The 24,190-nt window shown below is 37.3% G+C and carries 23 protein-coding genes and 1 tRNA gene; 8 read left to right on the top strand and 16 right to left on the bottom strand.

From position 1 onward, the window contains the following. Nucleotides 1-426 precede the first annotated feature (426 nt). From EA772_RS10275 to EA772_RS10265, 3 genes are all read left to right on the top strand, one after another. Nucleotides 427-726, top strand: a complete 300-nt coding sequence (locus EA772_RS10275) for a hypothetical protein (RefSeq protein WP_124912938.1) — start codon at nucleotides 427-429, stop codon at nucleotides 724-726. Then, entirely contained in the window at nucleotides 726-1,112 is a 387-nt protein-coding gene (locus tag EA772_RS10270; protein WP_124912936.1) for a hypothetical protein, read from the top strand. The genes EA772_RS10275 and EA772_RS10270 overlap by 1 nt, the downstream gene beginning before the upstream one ends. A gap of 65 nt (nucleotides 1,113-1,177) precedes the next feature. Continuing rightward, complete coding sequence (locus tag EA772_RS10265) at nucleotides 1,178-1,600, top strand: helix-turn-helix domain-containing protein (protein ID WP_168187515.1); 423 nt, start codon at nucleotides 1,178-1,180, stop codon at nucleotides 1,598-1,600. Here EA772_RS10265 and EA772_RS10260 read toward each other — a convergent pair. The 5 genes from EA772_RS10260 to EA772_RS10240 all read right to left on the bottom strand — a co-directional run bounded on the left by EA772_RS10260 (nucleotide 1,595) and on the right by EA772_RS10240 (nucleotide 4,733). Beyond that, entirely contained in the window at nucleotides 1,595-2,290 is a 696-nt protein-coding gene (locus EA772_RS10260; protein ID WP_124912932.1) for a hypothetical protein, read from the bottom strand. The genes EA772_RS10265 and EA772_RS10260 overlap by 6 nt on opposite strands. A 60-nt stretch (nucleotides 2,291-2,350) precedes the next feature. Beyond that, entirely contained in the window at nucleotides 2,351-2,548 is a 198-nt protein-coding gene (locus EA772_RS22455) for a phage integrase SAM-like domain-containing protein (RefSeq protein ID WP_371683169.1), read from the bottom strand. Between the two features lie 462 nt (nucleotides 2,549-3,010). After that, nucleotides 3,011-3,087: transfer RNA gene (locus EA772_RS10250), tRNA-Ala, on the bottom strand. A 318-nt stretch (nucleotides 3,088-3,405) separates the two neighbouring features. After that, nucleotides 3,406-4,041 carry a chloramphenicol acetyltransferase gene (locus EA772_RS10245; protein WP_124912930.1) on the bottom strand — a complete coding sequence of 212 codons (636 nt, stop codon included), beginning with the start codon at nucleotides 4,039-4,041 and terminating at the stop codon, nucleotides 3,406-3,408. Further along, nucleotides 4,038-4,733: an HAD family hydrolase gene (locus EA772_RS10240; RefSeq protein ID WP_124912928.1), complete on the bottom strand. Its 696-nt coding sequence runs from the start codon at nucleotides 4,731-4,733 to the stop codon at nucleotides 4,038-4,040. Before EA772_RS10240 ends, EA772_RS10245 begins: the two co-directional genes overlap by 4 nt. Nucleotides 4,734-4,812: 79 nt before the next feature. Between EA772_RS10240 and EA772_RS10235 the strand changes: the two genes are divergently transcribed. From EA772_RS10235 to EA772_RS10225, 3 genes are read left to right on the top strand one after another with little or no spacing between them, the layout of a single operon-like run. Then, nucleotides 4,813-5,421 (top strand): Crp/Fnr family transcriptional regulator, encoded by a 609-nt coding sequence (locus EA772_RS10235; protein WP_124912926.1) that lies wholly within the window; start codon nucleotides 4,813-4,815, stop codon nucleotides 5,419-5,421. 47 nt (nucleotides 5,422-5,468) lie between these two features. Beyond that, nucleotides 5,469-5,978 (top strand): flavodoxin family protein, encoded by a 510-nt coding sequence (locus tag EA772_RS10230; RefSeq protein WP_124912924.1) that lies wholly within the window; start codon nucleotides 5,469-5,471, stop codon nucleotides 5,976-5,978. Nucleotides 5,979-6,023: 45 nt separating this feature from the next. Then, nucleotides 6,024-6,671, top strand: coding sequence for a carbonic anhydrase (locus tag EA772_RS10225; protein ID WP_010603262.1), 648 nt, complete (start codon nucleotides 6,024-6,026; stop codon nucleotides 6,669-6,671). Nucleotides 6,672-6,828: 157 nt separating this feature from the next. Here EA772_RS10225 and EA772_RS10220 read toward each other — a convergent pair whose 3' ends face one another. From EA772_RS10220 to EA772_RS10200, 5 genes are all read right to left on the bottom strand, one after another. Then, complete coding sequence (locus EA772_RS10220) at nucleotides 6,829-7,593, bottom strand: SDR family NAD(P)-dependent oxidoreductase (protein ID WP_124912922.1); 765 nt, start codon at nucleotides 7,591-7,593, stop codon at nucleotides 6,829-6,831. 108 nt (nucleotides 7,594-7,701) lie between these two features. After that, a complete protein-coding gene (kduI, locus tag EA772_RS10215; protein ID WP_010603493.1) occupies nucleotides 7,702-8,541 on the bottom strand; it encodes a 5-dehydro-4-deoxy-D-glucuronate isomerase in 840 nt (279 codons plus the stop codon). A 133-nt stretch (nucleotides 8,542-8,674) separates the two neighbouring features. Next, the gene (locus EA772_RS10210) at nucleotides 8,675-8,953 is read right to left on the bottom strand and encodes a hypothetical protein (RefSeq protein WP_124912920.1); all 279 of its coding nucleotides are present in this window, start codon (nucleotides 8,951-8,953) and stop codon (nucleotides 8,675-8,677) included. Between the two features lie 15 nt (nucleotides 8,954-8,968). After that, nucleotides 8,969-9,715 (bottom strand): LytTR family DNA-binding domain-containing protein, encoded by a 747-nt coding sequence (locus EA772_RS10205; RefSeq protein WP_124912918.1) that lies wholly within the window; start codon nucleotides 9,713-9,715, stop codon nucleotides 8,969-8,971. 10 nt (nucleotides 9,716-9,725) lie between these two features. Beyond that, nucleotides 9,726-11,648 carry a histidine kinase gene (locus EA772_RS10200; protein ID WP_124912916.1) on the bottom strand — a complete coding sequence of 641 codons (1,923 nt, stop codon included), beginning with the start codon at nucleotides 11,646-11,648 and terminating at the stop codon, nucleotides 9,726-9,728. Between the two features lie 463 nt (nucleotides 11,649-12,111). Here EA772_RS10200 and EA772_RS10195 point away from each other — a divergent pair, with 463 nt between their 5' ends. Then, nucleotides 12,112-12,624, top strand: coding sequence for a hypothetical protein (locus tag EA772_RS10195; RefSeq protein ID WP_124912914.1), 513 nt, complete (start codon nucleotides 12,112-12,114; stop codon nucleotides 12,622-12,624). 144 nt (nucleotides 12,625-12,768) lie between these two features. On the opposite strand, the gene EA772_RS10190 is transcribed toward EA772_RS10195, so the two are convergent. From EA772_RS10190 to EA772_RS10180, 3 genes are all read right to left on the bottom strand, one after another. Further along, entirely contained in the window at nucleotides 12,769-13,827 is a 1,059-nt protein-coding gene (locus EA772_RS10190; RefSeq protein WP_124912912.1) for a hypothetical protein, read from the bottom strand. 18 nt (nucleotides 13,828-13,845) lie between these two features. Then, entirely contained in the window at nucleotides 13,846-15,306 is a 1,461-nt protein-coding gene (locus EA772_RS10185) for a hypothetical protein (RefSeq protein ID WP_124912910.1), read from the bottom strand. An 86-nt stretch (nucleotides 15,307-15,392) separates the two neighbouring features. Continuing rightward, nucleotides 15,393-17,495, bottom strand: a complete 2,103-nt coding sequence (locus EA772_RS10180; RefSeq protein ID WP_124912908.1) for a WG repeat-containing protein — start codon at nucleotides 17,493-17,495, stop codon at nucleotides 15,393-15,395. A gap of 303 nt (nucleotides 17,496-17,798) precedes the next feature. On the opposite strand from EA772_RS10180, the gene EA772_RS10175 reads away from it, so the two are divergent. Continuing rightward, nucleotides 17,799-18,239: a hypothetical protein gene (locus EA772_RS10175; RefSeq protein WP_010601009.1), complete on the top strand. Its 441-nt coding sequence runs from the start codon at nucleotides 17,799-17,801 to the stop codon at nucleotides 18,237-18,239. A 16-nt stretch (nucleotides 18,240-18,255) separates the two neighbouring features. On the opposite strand, the gene EA772_RS10170 is transcribed toward EA772_RS10175, so the two are convergent. Genes EA772_RS10170 through EA772_RS10160 form a run of 3 tightly spaced genes read right to left on the bottom strand, consistent with a single transcriptional unit; the run spans nucleotide 18,256 to nucleotide 24,046 of the window. Continuing rightward, nucleotides 18,256-19,161: a glycerophosphodiester phosphodiesterase family protein gene (locus EA772_RS10170; RefSeq protein WP_124912906.1), complete on the bottom strand. Its 906-nt coding sequence runs from the start codon at nucleotides 19,159-19,161 to the stop codon at nucleotides 18,256-18,258. Nucleotides 19,162-19,216: 55 nt separating this feature from the next. Beyond that, nucleotides 19,217-20,740 carry a RagB/SusD family nutrient uptake outer membrane protein gene (locus EA772_RS10165; protein ID WP_124912904.1) on the bottom strand — a complete coding sequence of 508 codons (1,524 nt, stop codon included), beginning with the start codon at nucleotides 20,738-20,740 and terminating at the stop codon, nucleotides 19,217-19,219. A 30-nt stretch (nucleotides 20,741-20,770) separates the two neighbouring features. Next, entirely contained in the window at nucleotides 20,771-24,046 is a 3,276-nt protein-coding gene (locus tag EA772_RS10160; RefSeq protein WP_124912902.1) for a TonB-dependent receptor, read from the bottom strand. Between the last annotated feature and the right edge of the window lie 144 nt (nucleotides 24,047-24,190).

Raw genomic sequence — 24,190 nt, 5'->3', positions numbered from 1 at the left:
TGGCTGACCTTAGTATTAGACCAGGCAGAATCGCAATTGGTCGAGATATACCAAAAGACAAGTGGAAGTAAAAACTTCATACGCATACTACTGACACTTGGATAATCGTTCACCGAGAAAAAGGAATATTAATTAAGCAAATTGCAAGTCATGATGTGGAGAACGGCACAATAGTTATACATTCTCTAAATCCAGAATATGAGGATGAACTATTAAATCTTAAAGACATCGAACAAATATTCAGTGTTGTACAGGTAATTAATAAAAAAAGGTAATGAAAAACATAATATTAGCACTGCTGACCATCCTCCCCTTCTTGGGCTTCTCACAGAAACAAGACACTACCATTTTCAATGGCGCCAAAAAAATAATTGTTAAAAACTCTGCTACCGCAAAAAGAATTACACAGCGGCTGGCGTTAGGTTGGTGAATACGGGATATTCATTCGACAAAAAAGATCAGGAGTTTAATCTATTAACATCACAACCAAAGGAGATCGAAGGCCGTAACTATTACCGGCAATTAATTTTCGAGGTGATTGCAAAAGACAACGAGCTAATCATTACGCCAAAGACAAAAAGGTTAAATAACGCTATCGGTAATTTGGGATCAGAAAATCTATTTGAAGAGGTGCCATACAGCAAAGCTAAATTAGCTATTGATGTTTATACAAGATTAACGGAACTCGCCAATTCAATCGGCGGCAAAATTATATATTCCCAATAATGAAACCCATCACCAAAGCCGAACAAAAGCGAATTGAAAACGAGGTGAAAACTTTCGTTATTCAAACTGCTATTGATCGCTTGCAAAAGATGAAGAAATCAAAGTACTGGCCAGAAGGTGGATTTCGACAGGGCTATGGGTTTAGTCACAAAATATATGGCTATTTAGATATTGTTGCGGTGAGCGCCCGATTCTTTGAGGGAGGAAATATGCAGGACAGTCGAATGATGGTAAATACATCACAGCAAGATGAAAATCTGATTGAAAAACAGTTTAATCGGGTAATCAAACTACTCGATGGATATGAAGCTGAAGGAGTGTCGTATAAATTTGAGCATGAAGCGGCAGCGGGATCTTCCTTCTGGTTCAAGTTCTCCATCCAATAATTTGGTACTTATGTAGTATTGACCAATCCCCAATCCAACAATACCTTTGAAGAAAATAAATGATAATGAGACCAACTAAGAAAATCAATAAAGTTAACGAAGCTGATCAGAAGCAATTAAATAGGTTTTTGTATTTTATAAATAAGTATGTTGGAAAAAATCAAACAGCAGTCGCTGAGGCTCTGGGAATGACACAGGCATATTATTCTTTGATCGCAAGTGGAAAAAGGAGAATCAGCATAGCTATTTTAACTAAGCTCAAGGAAAAGCATAAGCTAAACATACACTGGCTTCAAACTGGGCTAGGTAATGAAGTGTTTCAGACTGATCCGGATAACAAACCACAATCTACAGTAGGCAAAATTATTGATCTGCAGGCTGAAATTCTATCGGCTCATACTAAGATAGATATACTTGAGGTCAACTTGAACCAGGCTTATAAATTAATCCAGCAACTTGAAGCTAGGCTGGAAAAGTCTGGATTATAGTAATGCTATTAATGCAGACTGTATAGTTTCTACTTTCCCCCAATCCTTTTTTATATACTTATCAGTTATTTTATTAGCTTGAATTTTGTGGTTTAACGCTTCGGCTACATCATCAACTGAAAAACCACATGTATTGCGCGCTTCGGTACCAACCGTGTGCCTCGCTGAATAAAAATCAATGTATTCCAACTGGACATCCCTACTATCGTTTATTATATCTATAACTTGACGTAACCCAATAGCAAAGGCATTATTCAGGTAAGTGCTTCTTTGATAGCGTTTACCCAAATGTCCCACGTATTTATCTAATATCACCCTTGCCTCTTTAGCAATTGCCACACTAAACAAAGCTTTATCAGATCTTTTTCCTGCACTTTTACTTCTATTGTAATTAATCCTTGAACCTTTGATATCTCCAGGTTTCAATTCATACAAATCTTTTGAATTCATTCCTAACAAATAAATAGATGCCATGTAGAGATCTCTGGCAAGCTCAGCGGTCCCGCCATTGGGAACAACACAATCTCTGATCATTTTAATTGTTGATATAGGTACCGCTCTTTTTTCTGGAGATGGTTCGGAACCAATCTTGTACTTATTAAAAGGATTGTTCGGTATACGTATAATTTCAGTATCTTCATCATTATAAAAAGACCGAGCGGCGCTAAATAATATCCTAAAATTCTTCATGTAGTGATAAATCCCACTATCATTAAGTCCAGGATTGTGAACTGTTGATTTTCGCCCAAGTTAATTTGTCCTGACTTGAGTATAGGGCTTTCGAAGGTATGCTTCGTATCCTTTTAAGAATAATGAAGTGATCTCCGCTGTTGGCAACACTTCTCCATGATAATCAACCAGGTTATTGACAACGGCCTGAAAAGACCCTGCATAAGTGGACCTGCCTTGCGCTTTCAATTCTGATACCCGTGCCCTGCCAAATTCTATGAAATTTATTGCTCCATCTTTAACTTCATTCTTGCCCAGTATTAAACTGCTTAAATCCTGAACAGAAATATGATGTATGGTGTCTCCCAGAGAACTAATTTTTTTCTATAGTCAGCAAGCTCGCCTGTTAACACCGCGAACAAGTCTTTATCTTTTATGGTTGAATCTTTTTTTAATTGAGCATCTATAACAAAATGAGATGCACTTAAATAAGTTCTCTTGTATTATGATAAATCATCAATTTGACGTTATATTGCCCGTTCTCTTTTTTGTGAAGCTTAAATACTTTGAAATCTACATTAGCCATAAGCGAAATTCTGTAGCACAATTGTAACAAAATATTTCGTAAACCACCCTAATTTATATAGGTCATTTGTAACTCTAACAAGAAAGAGTTGATCATTAAAACGCCACCTAGCGCCATATAGACACAAAAAAAGCCCTTAAAAGGGCTTTAAATAATGGTGGAGAATATCGGATTCGAACCGATCACCTCTTCACTGCCAGCGAAGCGCTCTAGCCAAATGAGCTAATCCCCCAAAAAAAATGTTAATGATTAATTGTGGAGCAAAAATAGTAAATACTTTCTCTAAAGCAAATGAAAATTAATCTTTCAGCTTAAAAGCAAATAAAGCCATGATACATATGACTCCTATCGCCGACTGCAGCGGATAATTTATAAAAAGAAAAAGCACAAAATTCGCGATAAGCAGCATCAGGAAAAACATCAGTGCTTTATACCATGAATCCATGAAACACATGGAAATAATTGCAAGAATGTAAATTGGAATAATAACTACGGCCAGAAACATTGGCCGAAATTAATTTCCCTATGTTAAAAATCAGTTAACCTCTTATTAACTTTCAGCTTTCTGCTTAAGTAAAGCCTGGTATTCATCAACAAACTGACTCACATGAAAACCATCCATTAAAGCGTGGTTTACATGAATGGACACCGGCATAATTTTGCTTCCTTGTTCATCCCGGCACTTTCCGAAAGAAATTTTCGGACAGCTATCGTTAAATGAAAACTTTCGGGCATGAGACATTGATGAAAAATTTAGCCAGGGCAACGCGGAATAATGGATAACATTTTCTCCTGAGGACGAAGGAATTAACCCGGTTGTTTGTTGCACCTTTTCAATTTCTTTACCTGCTGCGATTTTGAAATCTTCAAACTGCGAAAAAAAATCCATGTAGCCGAAGCCAAAAGTTCCATTCGGACGATTGATTGTTGTAGCTGCATTTACGCTATCAAATTTCCAAACTTCCCCATCTATAATCCGGTACTTAAAAGCCTCGGTTCTATTTGCTGCCAGCAGCGATTTATGTAAGTAAAGCAAGAAAAAGGAAATGCCTTTTTCTTTTGCCTCCTGATAAGTTGCTGTGCAATCTACATCTACAGTAACACCGAAAAAAGGCTCTTCAAAAGTGTTAAAAAATTCAAAATGATCTTTTCTGATCCAGGTGTTTATATCTATTTTTTCTCTCATTTAATTAGTTGGGGTAAAACATCGGAAAGATTTTCTACCTGGTAAAAATTTGCATGCTCGACAGTGTGATCTATACGCTCATGCACCCAGGTGGTGTGATACGGTATATGAACGGCATGACCACCTATGGCCAACACGGGCAAAACATCGGATTTGAGCGAATTACCCAGCATCAGAAATTCTTCAGGCTTGCAATCAAGATGTTTAATCAGCTTTTGATAATCCCGCTCTTGTTTATCGCTCATGATTTCAATGTGATGGAAATAATGATCCAGACCTGATTTGGTTAACTTTCGTTGCTGGTCTAGCAAATCGCCCTTGGTTGCCACCACTAAGCGATATTTCCCATAAAGTGCTTTTAAAACTTCTTCTACGCCAACTAATAATTCGATCGGCTTGTTAAGCATGTCCTGTCCGAGTTGAATCGCTCTGCTAATCACCGCAGGGTTAACTTTCCCATCAGTAATTCTTAATACGGTTTCAATCATACTCAGCATAAAACCTTTTATACCATAACCATATAGCGGCAAATTGTTAATTTCGGTTTTTAGCAGTTCCGCTACAATACTGTGATGTGGCATAAAATCTTCCAGCAGACCTGCAAACTTTTCTTCCGTTTCGCGGAAATAAGGCTCATTAACCCAAAGCGTATCATCGGCATCAAAAGCGATAACGGTAATTTGATTGTTCATTGCTATGCTGTAATTTCGTGATGCAAATGTAAACCGCTCTGGCTACAGAATAAAGGACATTTGTCCATTTTCGAAAAATATGTTGAGAACAAACCCTACTTTTTTATCTTTCATCGAACGATTTTATGAGCACAACCAGGACACCGGAATTACGCTCAAAACATTTCGAAAGGGCTTTAGATTTGTTGAGCAAGGAGAAATAATCAAAAACATTTATATTGTTAAAGATGGAATTACGAAATGTTTTATCTCTGAAGAAAATGGTAAAGACTTTATTATAGAATTTTTGGGTAAAGGTGAAATTGTTGGAGAACTGGAAGCGATCAAAAAAATTAATTGCCTTTGTAATGTAGCGGCTATTAGTGAAGTAACAGCTTATGCCATTCCCAATCATGTTTTCTTATTTCTAACAGAAACGAATCAAGAATTTACCAGGATTTTATTGCAGGAGCTTTCTACAAGAATCATTCAAACAAGTTCTAGAGCTTCATTTCAGCAACTATACACGCTTGAATATGGTTTATTAAAATTATTAAGGCTTCAAGCTGATGAACATTTTTCTATTTCGAAAGAGGATATGGCCGCCTACTTGGGTATTTCAGTACGCAGTTTTAATAGAACTTTGCAGCAGGTAAAATCTAAAAACGAAGATGAGAAATTCAATAAATTTCTGGAAAATTTAGGTTAGATTCTACAGTTAGTAGAACATTTAAACCATTAGCTTGTTAATCAGCTATGCCTGAAATGCTAATTATTAATGGAAGTGCCCGATTAAATGGAGATACACAAAAATTTATCAGCCGGTTAACCGAAGGCATGGATTATACTCTGATTAGTTTAGTTGAGCATTACATCCTTCCCTATCATTACGAAAGCAGTTACCCTCCAGAGGATCAGTTTGAGCTATTAGCCAAGGAGATTTCGTATCACAAACACATTGTTTTTGCTACACCGGTTTATTGGTATGCCATGAGCGGAAGGATGAAAAATTTATTCGACCGTTTAACGGATTGGGTAACTTTAAACAAAGAAGCTGGTAGAAATTTAAAAGGGAAAACTTTAAAAGTAATTGCGGTGGGCACTGATGGAGATTTGCCCGATGGATTTATCATACCGTTTTCAAGGACAGCTGGTTATTTGGAAATGGATTTCAAAGGGTATCAATATTTTAATAGTGCTAATACAATTACAGAGGAAGAACTTACAGAAATTCGAAAATCTTTTTTTAGTTTTATATCAGTTTGACATTTACAACATTTTATATCATAAATAAATTTAAGAATAATACACATGAATGTAGAAGAAGTTTTCAAAAATAACGAAGAATGGATTGGCAGAAAATTGGCCAATAATCCAGATTATTTCACTGAATTAGCGAAAGGACAGACTCCAGAATTTTTATATATTGGATGTTCTGATAGTCGTGTTACTGCTGAAGATTTAATGGGTATACAGCCTGGTCAAGCTTTTATCCATAGAAATATTGCCAATTTGGTTAATAATGTTGATTTAAGCGTAATGACGGTTTTAAATTATGCTGTTCGTCATCTAAAAGTTCAACATATTATTGTTTGTGGTCATTACAATTGCGGTGGCGTAAAAGCGGCTATGCAACCAGCCGACATGGGTATTTTGAACCCTTGGTTACGTAACATCCGTGACGTTTACCGTACACATAAAGACGAATTAAATGCGATTGAAGATGAAGGTGTTCGTTACAACAGATTAGTGGAATTGAACGTTCAAGAGCAATGTGTAAATTTACTAAAGACAGCCGCTGTACAAGAAGCGATTACACTTAGAGGTTTAACCGTGCAGGGATGGGTTTTTGATATTCACACTGGCCGACTAATTGATTTAAAAATCGATTTCGAGAATATTTTGAAGGATATTAAAGAGATTTATAACCTGTTTGAGCCGAAAGACTCAAAGATTTAAGCTTACTAAGATCGCTTCCTAAACCTGTTAATTCATGGAAGCGTTCTATTCCAAAAAAATGAAAAGACCGATGTCTGAAAATATAGAAATTCACTTCATATTTCAAACATCGGTCTTTCTTACTATTGACGCTAAACTTTAGACTTTACACGTTCAACTAGCGCCCCATCCAACCGCCATCAACGGCTAAAATTGTTCCATGAACGTAGTCGCTTGCGCTTGAAGCCAAAAACAAAGTTGGTCCTTTAAAATCTTCAGGTGTTCCCCATCTTCCGGCAGGGATACGGGCTAAAATTGAGCTGCTCCTATCGGCATCTTCCCTTAATGCAGTTGTATTATCCGTTGCAATATAACCAGGCGCAATGGCGTTAACATTTACTCCTTTTGATGCCCATTCATTTGCAAAAGCTTTAGTTAAGGAAGCAATGGCGCCTTTACTGGCTGCATAACCAGGCACGGTAATTCCGCCTTGAAAGGATAAAAGTGAGGCCGTAAAAATTACTTTTCCACTTCCTCTCGCAATCATATCCCGACCAATTTCTCTGGTTAAAATAAATGGCGCAGTTTGGTTTACGGCGATTACCTCATCCCACATCTCATCAGGATGTTCTGCAATTGGCTTACGTAAAATGGTACCGGCATTGTTCACTAAAATATCAATTACCGGATGATCGGTTTTTACCTTTGCAGCAAATTCCAATGTACTTTCGCGTTTACTAAAATCACATTGATAAGCATAAAATTTTCTGCCTAAGGCAAGCACTTCTTTTTCAATTGAACTTCCTTGAAGTTCTAAGCTTGCAGAAACGCCGATAATATCTGCACCAGCCTCTGCCAATGCTAAAGCCATGGCTTTACCAATGCCTCTTTTACAACCCGTTACCAATGCAGTTTTACCTGCTAAATTAAATATGTTTGACATTTTTCTTTTCTTATTGATACTCAGACTTGTTTATCAAGTCATCTTCATTTCGAACTAAGTGGAGAAATCTTTTAAATTTTTTCGCTAAGAATATTCGTGAATTAAAATCTATTTCAATTCCGTGATGGCACAGTGATCCATATCGCCATAATCCAGGTTTTCGCCTGCCATACCCCAAATGAAAGTATAGTTGCTTGTTCCGGCTCCGGAATGGATAGACCAGTTTGGTGAAATTACCGCCTGATCATTTTGCATCCAAATGTGGCGGGTTTCTTGCGGCTGCCCCATAAAATGACAAACACTTTGCCCCTGCGGAACTTCAAAATAGAAATAGGCTTCCATTCGTCTATCATGAGTGTGTGCCGGCATGGTATTCCAAACACTTCCAGATTTCAGCTCGGTCATTCCCATTTGCAACTGGCAGGTTGGCAATACACTATTTACCAGAAGTTTGTTAATCACCCTATGATTAGCGGTTTCAGGTGTACCCAATTCTACAATTTCAGCATCAGCTTTGCTCACCTTTTTTGTTGGATAGGTATGGTGTGCAGGTGCCGAATTTAAATATAGTTTTGTTGGCTGAGCTGCATCAGCCGATTCGAAAGTAACTTCTTTTGTACCTTTGCCAATATATAAAGCTTCCTTATATTCCAGTTCAAAAATATCGCCATCAGCAGTTACAATAGCCTTACCACCTACATTGATCATCCCTAATTCCCTTCTTTCTAAAAAATAAGTAGCTTTAAGGTCATCAGGATTAGGCAAAACCAACTTTCCGTTTACTGGCATTGCACCACCAACAATGTACCGATCAAAATGAGACAAGGTTAAGTTTACCTGGTTCGCCTCAAAAACGTTTTCGATTAAAAAATTTTCCCGCAGTGAGGCGGTATCCATTTGTTTAACTTCTTTTGGGCTTTGAGCGTAACGACTTTCGAATTTATTCATTGGTTAAAGTTTGAGATAAGATTTAGAATCGGAAATCAATTCTTGTTCGCAAATATATTTATACGATACTTATTATTGGAATTAATACTCAACTTTATAATCTTTTTTTACGGCCTCTCCGGAATTGGAATAATTATCTTCCGCCCAAAAGCATAAGTAGTACGAGTAACAAAACCGAAAGTATGCCAATATTAGCTAAAAACTTGTTTAACAACTTTTTCCGGTAAAGCCAAATTGCTTCGATAGCTAAAAATAAAACGCCGATAATCGCCAGGGCTAAAAAAGCGTAAACTAATCCCAAACCCATTGAGTCTGATCTCCCACCCAAAATAATCATATATAGCATTATAAAGGCAATGGGCAGTGCAAATATCCTGATGAGTAAATGGCTAATCCAATTCTTATCACTCATATAGCTGTTTTAATTTTATGCTATATTTTCCAGGTATCTTAAAACCTCTTCCTTCTTCCTGCTCGAAACCAAAATATTCTCCTTGTTTTCCATCTGCAGATAACCCCCTCTGTAGTACTTTTTTACATATTTAAAATTTACTAAATAAGATTGATGACATCTTAAAAAGCCAAAAGGTGTAAGCAAACTTTCATATTCTTTTAGACCTTTGGATACCACAATTTCTCGCCCGTCATTGAGATAAAAACTAGTGTAGCCTTTATCGCTTTTACAAAACATGATATCCTCAATCGCAACCACTTCTATATATTCTACACTTTTTAGAGCGATGCGCTTGCTTGCACTAACCCCTTGCGCTAAATAATGTTCTTTTGCAATTGCTAGTTGTTGCTGCCCGAAGCTTTCATGTTCCCGGTGATGATAACACTTATTTAGTGTTGTGGTTAGCGAAACATCGTCAATAGGTTTCAATAAATAGCCAAAAGCGCCTAAATTTAGTGCCTGAATGGCATACTGATCATAGGCAGTGAGAAAGATGACTTGAAAATCCAACGTCCCTATCTCATCAAACAAATGAAAACTGTCGCCATCTTTTAATCTGATATCAGCAAGTATAATATCGGGTTTTAATGCAGGTATCTCCTTTGCTGCAACAGAAATTTCTCCGGCAAAGCCGACAACTTCCAGGTAATCAATTTTTTTTACGATTTGCAGGATATGCTGCAAAATGCGGATTTCATCCTCCAGTATATAAAGTTTCATAACATTTTATTTAGTCATTAATTATTGGGATCAGGATTTTTACCAAAACACCCTTTTCTGCTGACTCTTTTTTATCTTCTACCTTAAAGTGTGCAAGCTGTCCTTTAGAAGTAAAAAGCAAATCGAATCTTTCCTTTATAATAATTTGTGCAAGTGATTTCTTTTTTTGTTTATCGGCAACTTTCGCAGTTAGCCCACTACCATTATCATCTACCTCAATTAACAAACAATTATCTTTTGTTTTAAAAGCGATGTTCAAAAAACCTTTGTGTGAAATGTTTCTAAAACCATGTTCTATTGCATTTTCTACAAAAGGCTGTATTAGCATTGGCGGAATAAGTGTTTCGTTTAAATCCAGGTCATCATCAACAGTTATTTTATAATCGAATGCACCAGCATAGCGCATTTGCTGAAGCTGGATGTAATTATTTAAGGAAGCAATTTCTTCTTCAATTTCAATAAAATCTTTACGGTTTTGCTCTAAAATGCTTCTCAATAACCCAGAAAAAGATTTCAGGTACTTTACTGATTCATCGATATGGCCCGAAGCTACCAAACCCTGTAAATTGGCAATAGCATTAAAAATGAAGTGTGGATTTAATTGCGCCTGCAACAGCTTTTGCTCCATATTGAGGCGCTGGTTGTCAGATTTTAGCAAGTTATTTTTCGCTTTTAAACGTTGCTGACGGTAGAAGATGAAGAAAAAAGAAATGACGCCAAGGAAAATCAACACTATCAAAAACATTGAAGAACGTTGCTGTTTAATGATGGTTTCGTTCAGCTTGTTACGCCCATTCAGTTCTGCTATGTTGCGGTCTTTTTTTTCAGTTTCATATTTTTCGCTCATTTCTGCAACTTTAACTGCTTCAATGGCTTCGTTATTCTTAAGCTCTATTTTATGGGCAGCCTGGGCCGCTTCCAAAGCCCGGGCATAATCGCCTTTCATTTTATAGGCATCAATTAATCCTGCATAATGAACTTCTTTTTGCTTTCCGGAAACATCACGTTTCTCAAATTCAATGCCCTCTTTATAATATTTGATAGCAGAATCAGGTTGGTTATTTCGAATGAAAGTGGTTGCCAGATTATTAAACGCGATATCATTTAAATTATCCGTTTTCTTTAGATAATTAAAATATGTTTTGCTGGAAACCAATGCTTTTGCGGGTTCGCCTTTCTGACTGTAAAGCTGCGCTTCGTTATCGTATGTGCGGGCAAGCGCAAGGCTATCACCAATTTTTCCGGCCAATAAGCGGGCTTGATTATTATAGTAAGCCATCTTTTTAAAATCATTTAACCTGGAAGCCAGCAAAAACGATATATCGAAATAACGTTGCTTAATTACAGGATGAAAGTTAAAGGGATGGTTCTGAAAGTAGATCGCTGCATATTTTAATGAATTTTTCTCGTTGTGATTTTGAAAGTAAGCCTGCGCCAGTAAATCGTAAAACCTATAGGTTAACCGGCTTTTCATTTGCTCAGATTCTTTTAAAGCGGTAAATATTTGACTGGTTAGCGCCGATTCTACCATTGACCCATTGCCCATGTTTTGAGTTAAAATACCAAAGGTTTTCAAGAGCGAAACTTCATCGTTTGCTTTTGCAGGTTTTATCTTTTCATATTCTAATAAGGCGCTATCACGCTTTTTTTCCAGGCTATATTTTCTCGCTCTGAAATAATGAAAGTAAGGATTGGCGGCGTTATCAGGAGAAAGGCTTAATATACTATCTTCCTTAAGAATGTTTTTTTTAACCTTAAGTGCAGATAATGTATCAAATGAAATGATGAGGGATATATAATCTTTTTTTACCGCGGGATTTTGCGTGGTTGATTCGGCCGTTTTTGTGGCGCCATTTTTATTTCTGCAGGAAGAAATAAAGAGGATACTGCAAATGGAGCAAAGTAAAAATACGGTTCTGGCATTTAATATCATTAACGAGAGATTGATTTTATAAAATCTATAAATAATTTTTAAATATATAAATAGAAAACTTCCATCAAGAAATCAGTTAAACATTCGCTGCTTTTCAATCTATATCCGTATCGGATCGATGCTTATTTGAAAATCAACATCTCTCCCACCACTAAACTTTCGGAAATAATGATTAAACAAACGAATATCAGTTGCCAGTAAGCAGTTGTAAGTTGGCCCTCTTTCACTCCTCTTTTTCTCCTCAAATTCAAATCAGAAATAAGAAACCATCCTCTGATTTCTAAAAATTATTAACCATTTACTTAAAACAAAAAAAATCATGAAAAAACTAATGCTTTGAATCATTTATCCATTCTTCGAATAATTAAGCAAGCAATGGGGATAATAATCCAATATTGGCGAATAATAATCCCAGCAATATTTTTCACACAAGAGACTTATATTTATTTAAAATTTAAAATCGATGAAAACTTATAACTACCTGGAAGTAAATGCTGGCAAAGGAATTGGTTTTGCCCTGGCTTACGTAGCATTAATTGTGATATTATCTTTTGTTTTTGGAGGTTTCTTAGGTCTTGCTGATGCTGTAAATAATTTTGGCAGTAGCAAGGTACTGGGGTTTTTAGTGGGTATTGCCTGCATCGCTCCTATTTTCTTTCTGATGAAGTTTATTTACCCGAAAATCAATCTGACGACAAATGATAAATATGTATTGGTGAATCGGAAAAATCAACCCGATCTAATAATTAATTATGATCAGATTAATGCCATAGCATTAAATGCACAGCGTTTAAATACATTAACCATTTATGGCCAATCAAATGAGGTATTATTCCATATTCAACCTTTTAATAATCATCATTTCATGGCCGAGTTAGTGAAAGAGATTACCTCGAAAAACAGCTATAAGAAATCTGTAACGCAGAAGAGAATGTTAAACACGAATTATGACATGGTCGTTTATCAACGTGGTTAAGTAACTGTAAGTTGCATCCTCCGTTTTCCTTCATTCCCCTGGTTTTTAAATAGCAAACTAGCACATTGAGAAATTTGAGAAGACGACTAGGATTAGAAAGTCTGTACTTCATCTATGCAACTTGCTCTTCAACCCAGATCCTTTCTACTTCTTTAATTTAATCAAAAATAACTCCTTAGCATTTGGCGAATAAAAGGAAAAACCATTTGATGAATGGTAAAAAGCAGGCTTGTAAAGATTGGTTGCACCGCCTGCTTCCTCAACGGTAAACAAACTTGGCCGGTAACCGTTATGTTTTTCCTTTTCAACAACCAGTTTGGTCACCATGAATTGAAAATTCTTATCCGCAACAGTGGTTTCGAAAAATCCTTTTCCACGCCAATTGTAAACGCTGAAGCCACCATCTCCACCACCAATAATATGTGAATATTTCATTTTTGCTTCAGGATGAAAATGTAAAAGTTTAACGTCTTTGGGGATTTCAAAACTCACTTCTCCACTGCGAAAAACATCTTTACGATATCGGCTTGCACTTTCCTCATCAGGTATTTGGGTATAACCTGGCATCTTTTGCCACAGCAATTGCCATTCTTTATCCGCGTAGAAATAACATTGACGATACCAGACGTTTTCATTGGATAGTGAGCTGAAAAAATAATATTTCGCAGCTGACTTTATCACCTTAATTTTTGTCTCCACCCTGTCAGCATCCCAGCTTAAATCAGCATTTAGCTCTACTACTTTATGTCTGGTAGTATCACCATTTAGCGGCCAGGTATTGTAGTAGCTATTTCTATCGCTTGTGTAAACCATAAAATTATCAATAAACTGCCCCCAATACCCATTATAGGCTACATAAATTGAATCGATAACTGTTCCCCTTTGATCTATTTTGTAATAACGAATATCATGTTTTGTGTCCTCATCAACCTTTGCATCGCAATCTAAAATGAGTTGATGGTTTACGGATGGAAATATGCGAATGGGATTTGGCGATGCGGCACTTGATACCACCACACGGACTACCCGCTTTACTTCAAAAACACCTGATTTATAATGTTCATCAATTTTCTGAAAGCCAGAGTACCTGGAATCCACAGGTTCGTTATTTCTTTCTAAAACCAATTTCTCAGTCGGAAAGAAAATGTAAATTCCAATGCCCAGGATAAAAATTATACCGATCCCGATCCACATTTTCTTCATCTCCTATTCAACAAAAATCTATTTAAAAAAAGTATAAGTTACCTGAACGGCATTGGGCGATGCATAGTCACCTTCACCGCGTTTTTGAGTACTGTAAAAGGCTTTAATGATTCCATTTTCCAATTTGTAAATCCTTTTTGAACTTTTGTATTTATTTACATTTTCCAACTGTAATGCTCCGTCTTCATTAAGGCTAAAAGTTCTGGTTTGAAGATCGCCACCAAAAGTTTCAGTTAGGGTAAGTGGTAAAGTGTACTGATTGTTGCTATAACATATAGTAGAGGCAAGACGATTATCTAAAAATGAATACTCCAAACAGGTTTGTCCATTCTGCTTAATAATTTGATAAACACCATGCGATTTGATTTGTAAGTTTTCATAATCCTTTTTTGCGGTAGCATACCGAATGGAATCAAAAAATACTTTGCCGATTAATTTGTAACTTTTAAGTTGATAAGGATCTTTTACTGATATCGTGTTGCCTTGGTAATAGAAGTGTTTTTTTACGGTTCCTTTCTCGGAAATGGTAAATGGCAGATTATTTTGATAAGTAATAATATTGTGTTCCTCCCTACCATCTATAAATTCAACCCATTGCCCCAATGTATTAAATTTAAAAGTGAATTTTTCTTTTCCATTGGGCTGTAAGGTAATGCTGCTTACATTTTTTAAATCCATAAACTGAAACGGCAGTATATATTCCCGCAAAATCTCGTCTTGTAAGAAAGCGTTCATGTTTGGCTGAACCTCCTCATTTGCTTTAGTTGTTTTCGTCAGCTTTTCAACTGCTAAACTATCTTGCAAAAAGCTGCTATAATATGATGAGGTTTTATCAACACCCGTAGCCTTTGCAATCTGTTCGGTGAGTTGAGCCATCTTACTGCTTTGGAGAATTTTAGCATCAGGTTTACCATTCCAGAATAAAAACCCTTCATGACGCTCCTGGCGGTTGAGTAGGCTTAAATCCTGTTTCCCAACATTTGGTACTTTGATGAAAGTATTGCGGTAAATGTGATGGTAATTGACATCCTTTGCGGGGAAATTTAATTGCAATTCATCCCATTCTCTTTTAACAAGGCCACGCATGCCGTAATAATCCCTAGTCAAATCACTTTCTGTAGGTTGTTTCCGGTAAGTTCTGCTTTCCCTGTCCGACATCCATTTCACATCATAAATCACAATGTGGGGTTTGCCAGCTTCCAAGACCAAGGTATCGCAATCCGTACATATTTTCTCGCGTTCGTATTTGTCCTCTTGTGGCGAAACAGAAATCATTGGCGCCTTGCTTTCAAAAATTGCAATCGATGGTGGAGCGGCTTCGTGTATCGTTTTCACAACCGGTGGCGGTGGCGGTACAACATAGATCTTGACAGGTTTTGGTTTTTTCTTTACCACTTTCTTTTGTGCGGAAACTGTTCCCACTGTTAATACTGCAGTGATCATTAACAGTATTTTTTTAATATTTCTCTTGAGCATCATATTTACTGCTTTTTAATTCCATTGCCTGAGCGAATCCATGGCCTTGTTCATTTATGTATCTCCTCAACTTATTCCTTATGATTTAATTACCATTTTTCAGCACCATGCAATTCTTTACCGAACTCATTGTAAACTACACCTCCATTAACTTTTATTTTCCAAGAGTTGGTATCTTCATCATAATCCTGGCTGTAATAATCTCCATTCAGGTTTTTCACAACCACACCTTTTTTATTGATTAATACATAAGATTCATTTTGCAATTGAACCAGCGCCAACTTTGAAGTTGGGTAAAAACTATTGGCATACTTAAATTTAAACGGAATGGCCAGATTACTTGCGGTATTGATAAATCCTTTATCTCCGCTGGCATCTTCCACAAGAGCCAAACCTTCGCTAAAAGGTTCAGGATCTTCGTAACCTTTATCAGTAGCTCTTATTTTGATATTATGCTGTTTATCAACATAGTAATATTTAGTAACGGTACTTTCATCTTTCTTTTCTGCTTTCTCAATTAAAAGCAAACCATCATGGTAAGTTCCCTTAATCGTTTTGAATTTATTCTGGGTCAGGTTCTTGCCACTTGCATTAAAAATATTTACCTGATTATTTTCTTTCACTTTAAAATAATCACCATCTATATCAATATCGTCATATTTTAAAGGCAGAATAATTTTAAAATTTCGATCAAGAACACCTTCCTTACCATTTTTTAACACCCACCAGTACTTGCTATTTTTAAACTTTACATTATCATATTCCATTGGCAATACAATTTGCCCTGTAATGGCATTCACCACACCGTTATCTCCATTTACACGAGGCTCAATCTTTACATATTTGCCATCATAAATTTCTGACTCATCGATTTTATAAGACACTTTCTCCACCTTCTGGCTTTTATAATTGATCCAATAAGTATTATCAACGTTATCATATTGGTCCCAGTAAAAATATTGATTCAGTTTGCGGAAATGCTTATTAAACTGCGGCTGTATAACCCACTCACCTTCCTTATTGATAAACCCGGCTTTTTCTTTAGCAAAATCCATCGCCAGAAAGTAGCCGCCATCTCCCTCTTCATAATCTAAATTGTAAGTGGCATTGAAATTTCTTATCTGTGCCAGGCTGTCGCTAACTGAAAAACCGACACTACTTACCGGACCGGCAAAGGTGTAAATAACTTTTTTGCGATTACCTTTTTCAGCATCGGCTAAAGCTGCAGGCGCATTTAATTTAAGCCATTTTTCAAGATCTTTTTCAGTTTTTATTGCATCAGCATTCACCTGCTCTTTTGCCTTATCCAGTATTTTAATATAATCTTCGTAAAGCTTTCTTTTCGCCGGTGTAATTTCAGTGTTGCTGCTACTTCCCTTCTGAGACAAAACCCTGCCATCTTTGTAGTAAGCCTGTATTTTAATATCACGGTCGTTTTCAACATCAGGCAAGCTACAATGCACCTGATTACCCACAATGGTATCTAAGCGGATAATTCCGTAAGGTGTTTTAACTTCTGGACTGGCCACACTAACCTTGTACAAAGTTTTACTGGCCAATGGGAGACTAATTTTAAATTGAATGCTTTTAATTGGTTTAGGTGACAGCACTGCAATGTTATCATCAAAACTACTGGCTTTCCAGATGTATTTTTCCAGTTCATTCATTCCTTTTTCATCCACAAATTCATAATCTTCGCCCTTATCTTTTTCAATTTTTGTATGCTTTTTCGCGATACTATCACGGGTTAAAAAACCTTTATTTGTTTCGGTACCATCTAAAAAAACAAATCTCTGAAGAGCGTAGACAGGCTCCATGTCTGCATTGTCCATAAAGTAAGTGCTCTTCTCTCCCATTAACGCCAGCAAATCATATTCATCCTTATCTAAAGCAATAATATTATATGGGTATAGCAAACTGTTGTTCACGCTACGGTTTGTAAAAAACTTATTCAACACACTGTCGCTAACTTTTTTGGTGTTGTCTGATTCAAAATTGCTTTGCTGATCTGGCGAAAATTTTTCAGTCGTTGCCGCAGTGATCATGATTCTGGTTTCGCTGATTTTAATAATGGTATTCAAACCATTGATATCATCATCAATTTTTTCAATCAGATCTTTTTTTGATTGCGCCACGCAGGAACTAAAGCAAACCACAATAAAAACGGTCAGGTATTTTTGAATTTTCATCATATGAGATCAACAAATTTGGCTTATACACAAAGCATCTTTACGAATTTATTGATCTTTCAACTAGTAAATTGAAGCGATTACAATTCGTAGGGTTTGAAGTAATATTTGGTAGGTTTAGGCTATTATTTGCCCTTATTAGAGATCTTATTGACTTACTTTATCATGCAAAAAAGTATTAAGACCTATCTGTTAGTATTACTTTCAAAACAATTCAACCGCTTCTCTGCTTTTATAAATACGAAACCATCATGATTTTTTGATCCACAGATCTGATCGCTTCATCATTACTAAAAGATATATACAATGAAAGTTTTGAAAGCAATTTTGGCGGGCTTTGCCGGTGCCGCAGCCTTAAATATATTACATGAAACAGTGCGTAGATTTGATGCCGATGCACCTCGGGTCGATTTATTAGGTGAAGAAGCTTTGACCCGATCCATGAACAGTTTGAACCTCGAAGCGCCAACCGGAGATAATTTGTATGCCGCTACTTTAGCAGGCGACATCATTAGCAATGGCATTTATTACAGTGCAATTGGTATGGCCGGTAGTAAAAACATTTATTTGAAAGGTGCCGTTGCTGGCTTAACCGCTGGCTTGGGAGCAATTAAACTTCCCGATCAAATGGGATTGGATGATAAACCGGTAACCAAAACCGATAAAACGAAAGTGCTGACAGTAGCCTGGTATTTAATTGGTGGCCTGGTTACCGCGGCTGTTTTTGATCAGTTAAATAAACGATAAGTAGATTGATAATCACCTAATGGTGCAGTTTTCGTTCCTTTAAATATTGAATTAAATCTGCAGGGCGATCACTTTGAATAAACACAGGGTTAAAATCGGTTAACCAGCCCCAGCTTTCTTTCTTCTGATTTTGTTCTACTGCCCGATCGTCATCATGACCGCCATTGAGCGATGGCCATAAACTGTTCAGCCAAACGATTTGATTTTTGGCAATTTCAGGAAGCTTTTGTAAACTGGATAAAGTATCGGTATTGAAAACCGGTTGGATTACACTTTTTGCAGCGGATTGATACCCCTTAATAATTTCCATTGCATCTGATTTGGCCATGTTCACCACCACCATGATATAGGCATCCGCTGGAATTTTTTCTGCTGAAATCAGTTTTTGATAAGAAATATTGTCGCCAACATTTACGACGGCTTGCTGCATAGTTTCTGTTTCCCTCAAAACTTTAAAAACCTCCGGGAGATGATCATTTCCCTTATCTACATTGATTAGAATCTTTCCTTTTGCCTCGAGCATCATTTCTTTAAAAGTTGGTATTGGGTTTATCGTAACTCTGCCCAAACCATTTTTCAGCTTAAATTTGCTGATTTCCTCCAAAGTGAAATCGCTCACTTTCCCTTTACCATTTGTAGTGCGATCAATGGTATTATCATGCATCACCACCAACTGACTGTCTTTAGTCATTTTAACATCCAGCTCCATCATATCGAAGCCTTTGTTGATACAGTTTAGCAAAGCATTCAGAGAGTTTTCGGGTGCATTTCTCCAGTCACCACGATGCGCTGCAACAAAAATTTGCTTGTTGGTGCGGCTAAATGCAGCACTTAACTTGGCCGCAGGACTTTGTGCGAAAGCGGCAGTAAAGTCTATCCCTATCAAGAAAAAAACAACAAAGTAAAATCTATTTTTCATCATTCTAATTTAAAAATAAAAGGCGGTTAATTGCTCAACCGCCTGATGCAAACAATCATTAATAACCAGGGTTCTGATACATTTTTGCCGGGTCTAACTTGTACTCGTCAAAAGGAATAGGAAAATACCTGTCTTTAGTCGAAAAGTTACTCAGTTTGGCGTTGCCAAAATTAGCTTGAAGTTTTGCTCTAAAATAAGTGACCAGTTCAGCTGTGGTAAAGTTACGCAACAGATCAAACCATCTGTGGTTTTCAAAAGCCAATTCCACTCTACGCTCATGTAAAATAGCCAGTTTAAGTGTTGGATATTTTGCACTATAAGTTGCATTATTACGAACCACAGCATACAGAGGCACTCCTGCTCTCGCCCTCACCATATCTAAATATTGAATTGCCACAGCATCATTACCTTGTAGCATATTCACTTCTGCCAGCATTAAAATGATATCAGCAAAACGCATTAAGGGGAAGTTATTTCCACCATAACCGTTTACTGTTGCTGCTTCACTCGCATCGCGGTATTTGGTAATAAACCAGTCTAACACTCTGGTGTCAGCAGCGTATTTGATTGAAAAATCCTTACGGGGATCACCGCTTTCATAATCCAAAACCAAATCTGGCGTTACATTACCCCCAACACCTGTTGGTGCTCTTCTCGAATTTAGGGTTTCGCCAAAGGCCTGGTTATTTGCTGCAATGCTAGAAGCATAAGTAATATTTCCCTGGAGATTTACAATCTCGAAAATGACCTCCGGATTGTTTGTTTTCTTTGTTACATCAAATACATCTGCGTAAGGAATAGCTGCAAGCGAGTTAAAATTTTTCAGATTATAAGCCGACAATAAATAAGTATTTGCATTGGTTAAATTCTCTGCTTTACCACTTTCTAGCGTAGTAGCCATGGTTAAATAAACCTGACCTAACAATCCATTGATAGCTGCCTTTGAAGCACGCCCGGCAGATGCGCCTGTGGCTAAATTTGGCAGGTTGCTATTCAATGCATCTTTTAAATCGGCTACTATCTGTGCATACACTACTGACTGCGGTTGTCTGAATGTATTTTCAACCACTTCATTATTGCTCGTTAGTTGTTTGGTTACCAATGGCACATCGCCCCATTTTCTCACCAGATGAAAATAGATCAATGCCCTCACAAATTTAGTTTCTGCCAGGTATTGCGCTTTTAAATTGGCATCGGCAAAAGGTACTTTATCGATATTCGAAGTAATCACATTACACCTGGTAATGGTTGAATACAAACTTACCCAGTGATTTTTTAAATAAGTATTACTCGGTAAGATACTAAAGTCACCGAACTGGAACGGTTCACCGGCATTTGATTGGTTATCATTGGTACCAGTATTATCCGAACGTTGCTCCGTATATAAGTTACTGCTCTCGCCGATATTATTGCTGCTTCTCAAAGATTGATAAACGCCATTTACCGCAAGCAACACATCATTGGGTGAAGTGAAAAACTGATCAACCGTTATTGCATTTGGGTCCGTTTGTTCAAGAAAATCTTTTTTACAGGCCGATAAAGAGATCAATCCTATAAAAACTATGAATATATTTTTTCTCATTTTGATATATTTTAATGGTTTCATGGAAGATTAAAAAGTTAGTTTGATACCCAAATTATAGGCTCTGGCCAGTGGATAGTTACCATAGTCTACACCAGGCGTTAAATTGGCACCAGCGTTATAATCTACTTCCGGGTTATAACCTTTGTAATCGGTAATGGTAAAGGCATTGTCTACACTTCCAAAAATTCTGATGTTTTCTACATGAAGTGTTTTCGCAGCCGACTTTGGAAAATTATATCCCAAGGTGATGTTGGTACATCTTAAATAAGATCCATCCTGCACATAAAATGAGGATAAACGGGTACTGTTACTTTGCGTACCTGCCCGTGAAGCACGGTAATTTAGACCGCTGCCGGGATTAGCTGCGTTTCGGTAACGATCTGCTACTTCTACATACTGGTTACCCGATCCTTCAAAATTGTATAAGTAATAATCCTGACCATCCAATACATCGTTTCCTTGCGATCCGTTAAATGAAGCCCTGATATCAAAAGATTTAAAGTTTGCATTCACGGCGAAACCATAAGTAAAATCCGGATATGGGTTACCAATTACTTTTTTATCAGCGTCGTTCACCACGCCATCGCCATTGGTATCTTCAAAATATAAATCGCCTACTTTATATGGGTTAGACTGTGCAGATGATGGTGCAACTTTACCCAGTAGTTCCGGTGTTACCCTTCCTGCAACCTGGTAACCGTAAAACATACCAATCGATTGACCTTCCTGTGTCACATGGGTAATGTACCGTCTTTCTGCCCCAACACTAAAAATGGTGCTGTTACCACCCAGATTTAATACTTTGTTACTGTTGAACGAAATATTTCCGCTTAAACCCAAATTGAAATTATCGGTGCTAACCACACGACCATCCAACTGAAAATCGAAACCTTTATTTCTTACTTTACTATCTCTTAGATTGGTCAGGATGGTTGATGATCCTGAAATAGCAGATATCGGTTGGTTAAATAATAAATTGTAAGATAAACTGTAATAATAATTGGCAATTAATGATAAGCGTCCGTTGAAAAAGCTGAGGTCTGTTCCAAAATTATACTGTGAAGTTGATTCCCAACCTAAATTCTGGTCTTTAATACCTCCTGCCCAAACCGCAGTAGCAATGGCATTACCCGGACCAAAAACAACTCCACCTGGCGAACTCATGGTTTGGGTGTGGTTATAATCGCCAATGTTGTTGTTACCACTTAAACCCCAACTTGCTCTTAATTTAACCGAAGAACCTCTGCCCAAGAAATCATTATACCAGCTTTCTTGTGATAAATTCCATCCTGCCGCGGCCGATGCAAAAGCGCCCCACTTATTGTTCGGACCAAACCTTGATGAACCATCCATACGGAAAGTTCCACTTAGATAATATTTGCTGTCGAAGTTGTAGCTGGCACGACCGAAATAAGACAGTAAAGTGGTTACTGATTTGTTTGCTTCATTCAATACAAAATCTGTATTTGCAGCGCCTTTGTCTGATATTTCACCGATTTTATCACTTGTAAATCCAGTCGCAGTTACCCTAACTAAATCGCTCGTGGTATGTTGTGCAGAATATCCTGCCAAAACATCTAAATTATGTTTGCCAAAACTTTTAGCGTAATCTAAAGTAAATTCAGCCAGTTTATCTACCTGAGTTAAATTTCTAGCCACCGCATTTGCTGCTGCAATAGATGATGGCGAACCTGGTGCATTACCACCGCCGTTACTTAAACTGGTCGGGCGATAATAATCATACTTTTCGCTATAGTTATTGGTACCTAAATTGGCTTTGAAATTTAATCCACTTAAAATTTCGTAGTTAGCATAAGCATTGTAAGTATTTCTATTACCCAGGCGATTTACTTTCATTTCAGTAACGGTAGCTACCGGATTCTCTAGTCCCTGGTAACCAAACTGGTTGGCCAATGCAGACATGCCATATTTTATTGGATTTCCGTTGGCATCATTTGCAGGTAAGTAAGGTAAATAAAGCAATGCCGACATCATCGGACTAAAACGACCTTCGCCCACTTCTTTATTATTGGTTTGCGTTAACGAGATATTTGCACCTACTTTTAATTTTTTGCTGACTTGTCCTTCGATATTTGAACGAAAGTTCAAAGCCCTCATGGCGGTGTTCGTAACAATACCATCCTGATCCTGATAACCACCGCTTACAAAATACTTGATGTCTTTATTACCGCCAGAAAAGGCTAAATTATGACGTTGAAAAAAAGCGTTTTGATACAATTCATCCTGCCAATCGGTATTGAAAGCAGGGGCTTTTGCTGTTTGGCTGGCGAAATCGTAAATATCTTCCGGAATACTTACTGATGATCCATTACCCACATTTGTGGTTCTGGTGGTATTGTTATCAGAAAACATGGAATCGTTCCACGTCAGTCGCCCGCCATTTACCACTAAATCTTTGTAGGCATTGTTGCGGCCATCGATCATTAACTGAATAAACTGCGATGCATCCAAAAGCTTTACCTTTTTGTGCAATTGTGTAACACCGGCCTGCACATCATATTGAAACCGACCTTTTCCATCCTTACCGCGTTTGGTGGTAATCATCACCACACCTCCGGAAGCTCTTGAACCGTAAATGGCGGCAGAAGCGGCATCTTTTAAAATGTCAATGGTTTCAATATCCTCCGGATTGATGAATACGTTATTACCGGAAGGATAACCATCAATTACGTACAATGGATTTGAACTGGCGTTGATGGAACCCACACCCCGTACCCGGATTTTAGTTCCTGCGTACGGTGCGCCACTGGTTTGCGAAACCTGAACCCCGGCAACTTTACCTACCAAAGCCTGACCCACAGTTGGTGCACTTAAGTTCATTTCACTGGCTTTCACGCTACTGATTGCTCCGGTTACATCCGATTTTCTGATCTTTTGATAACCAATAGCCACCACTTCATTTAATGTATTGCTACTTTCCTTAAGTCTTATATTAATCCTTTTACCAGACGCAACCGAAATTTCCTGAGTTTCGTATCCGATGTACGAGAATACCAAAGTTGTTCCATTAGGAACGTCTAACGTAAATTTACCATCGCCATCTGTGGTGGTACTTTTTTTACTTTGTTTGTCGTAAACACTAACGCCCGGAAGCGCTTGTCCTTTTTCATCCGTTACCGTTCCACTAATTGCTGCAAAAAAACTGTTCAGCTTTATGGTGGGATTTAGTTTTCCATTGCCTACGGCCATGGCAGTTGAATTACAAACGGCCAAAAATCCAAGGGGCAAAAGTAATTTCCTACAAGTGCTTTTAATACTTGGAGCTAAAAAAAATGATACCATCTTTTGTGTTTAATGATTGTTTTTGAATAATAATTTGTTTGGAAAGTGATTTTACTGAGGGCAAAAGTATATGTGTACTTTTAACACTATGTATGCCTGAGGTTAACTCTGGAATAACAAATCCCAGTCAGTGTTAAATGATTA

It is taken from the genome of Pedobacter sp. G11 (genome assembly GCF_003860265.1).
GTDB lineage: Bacteria > Bacteroidota > Bacteroidia > Sphingobacteriales > Sphingobacteriaceae > Pedobacter > Pedobacter agri.
The sequence above is the reverse complement of the archived record's forward strand: the minus strand, read 5'-3'. Positions and strand labels throughout refer to the sequence as shown.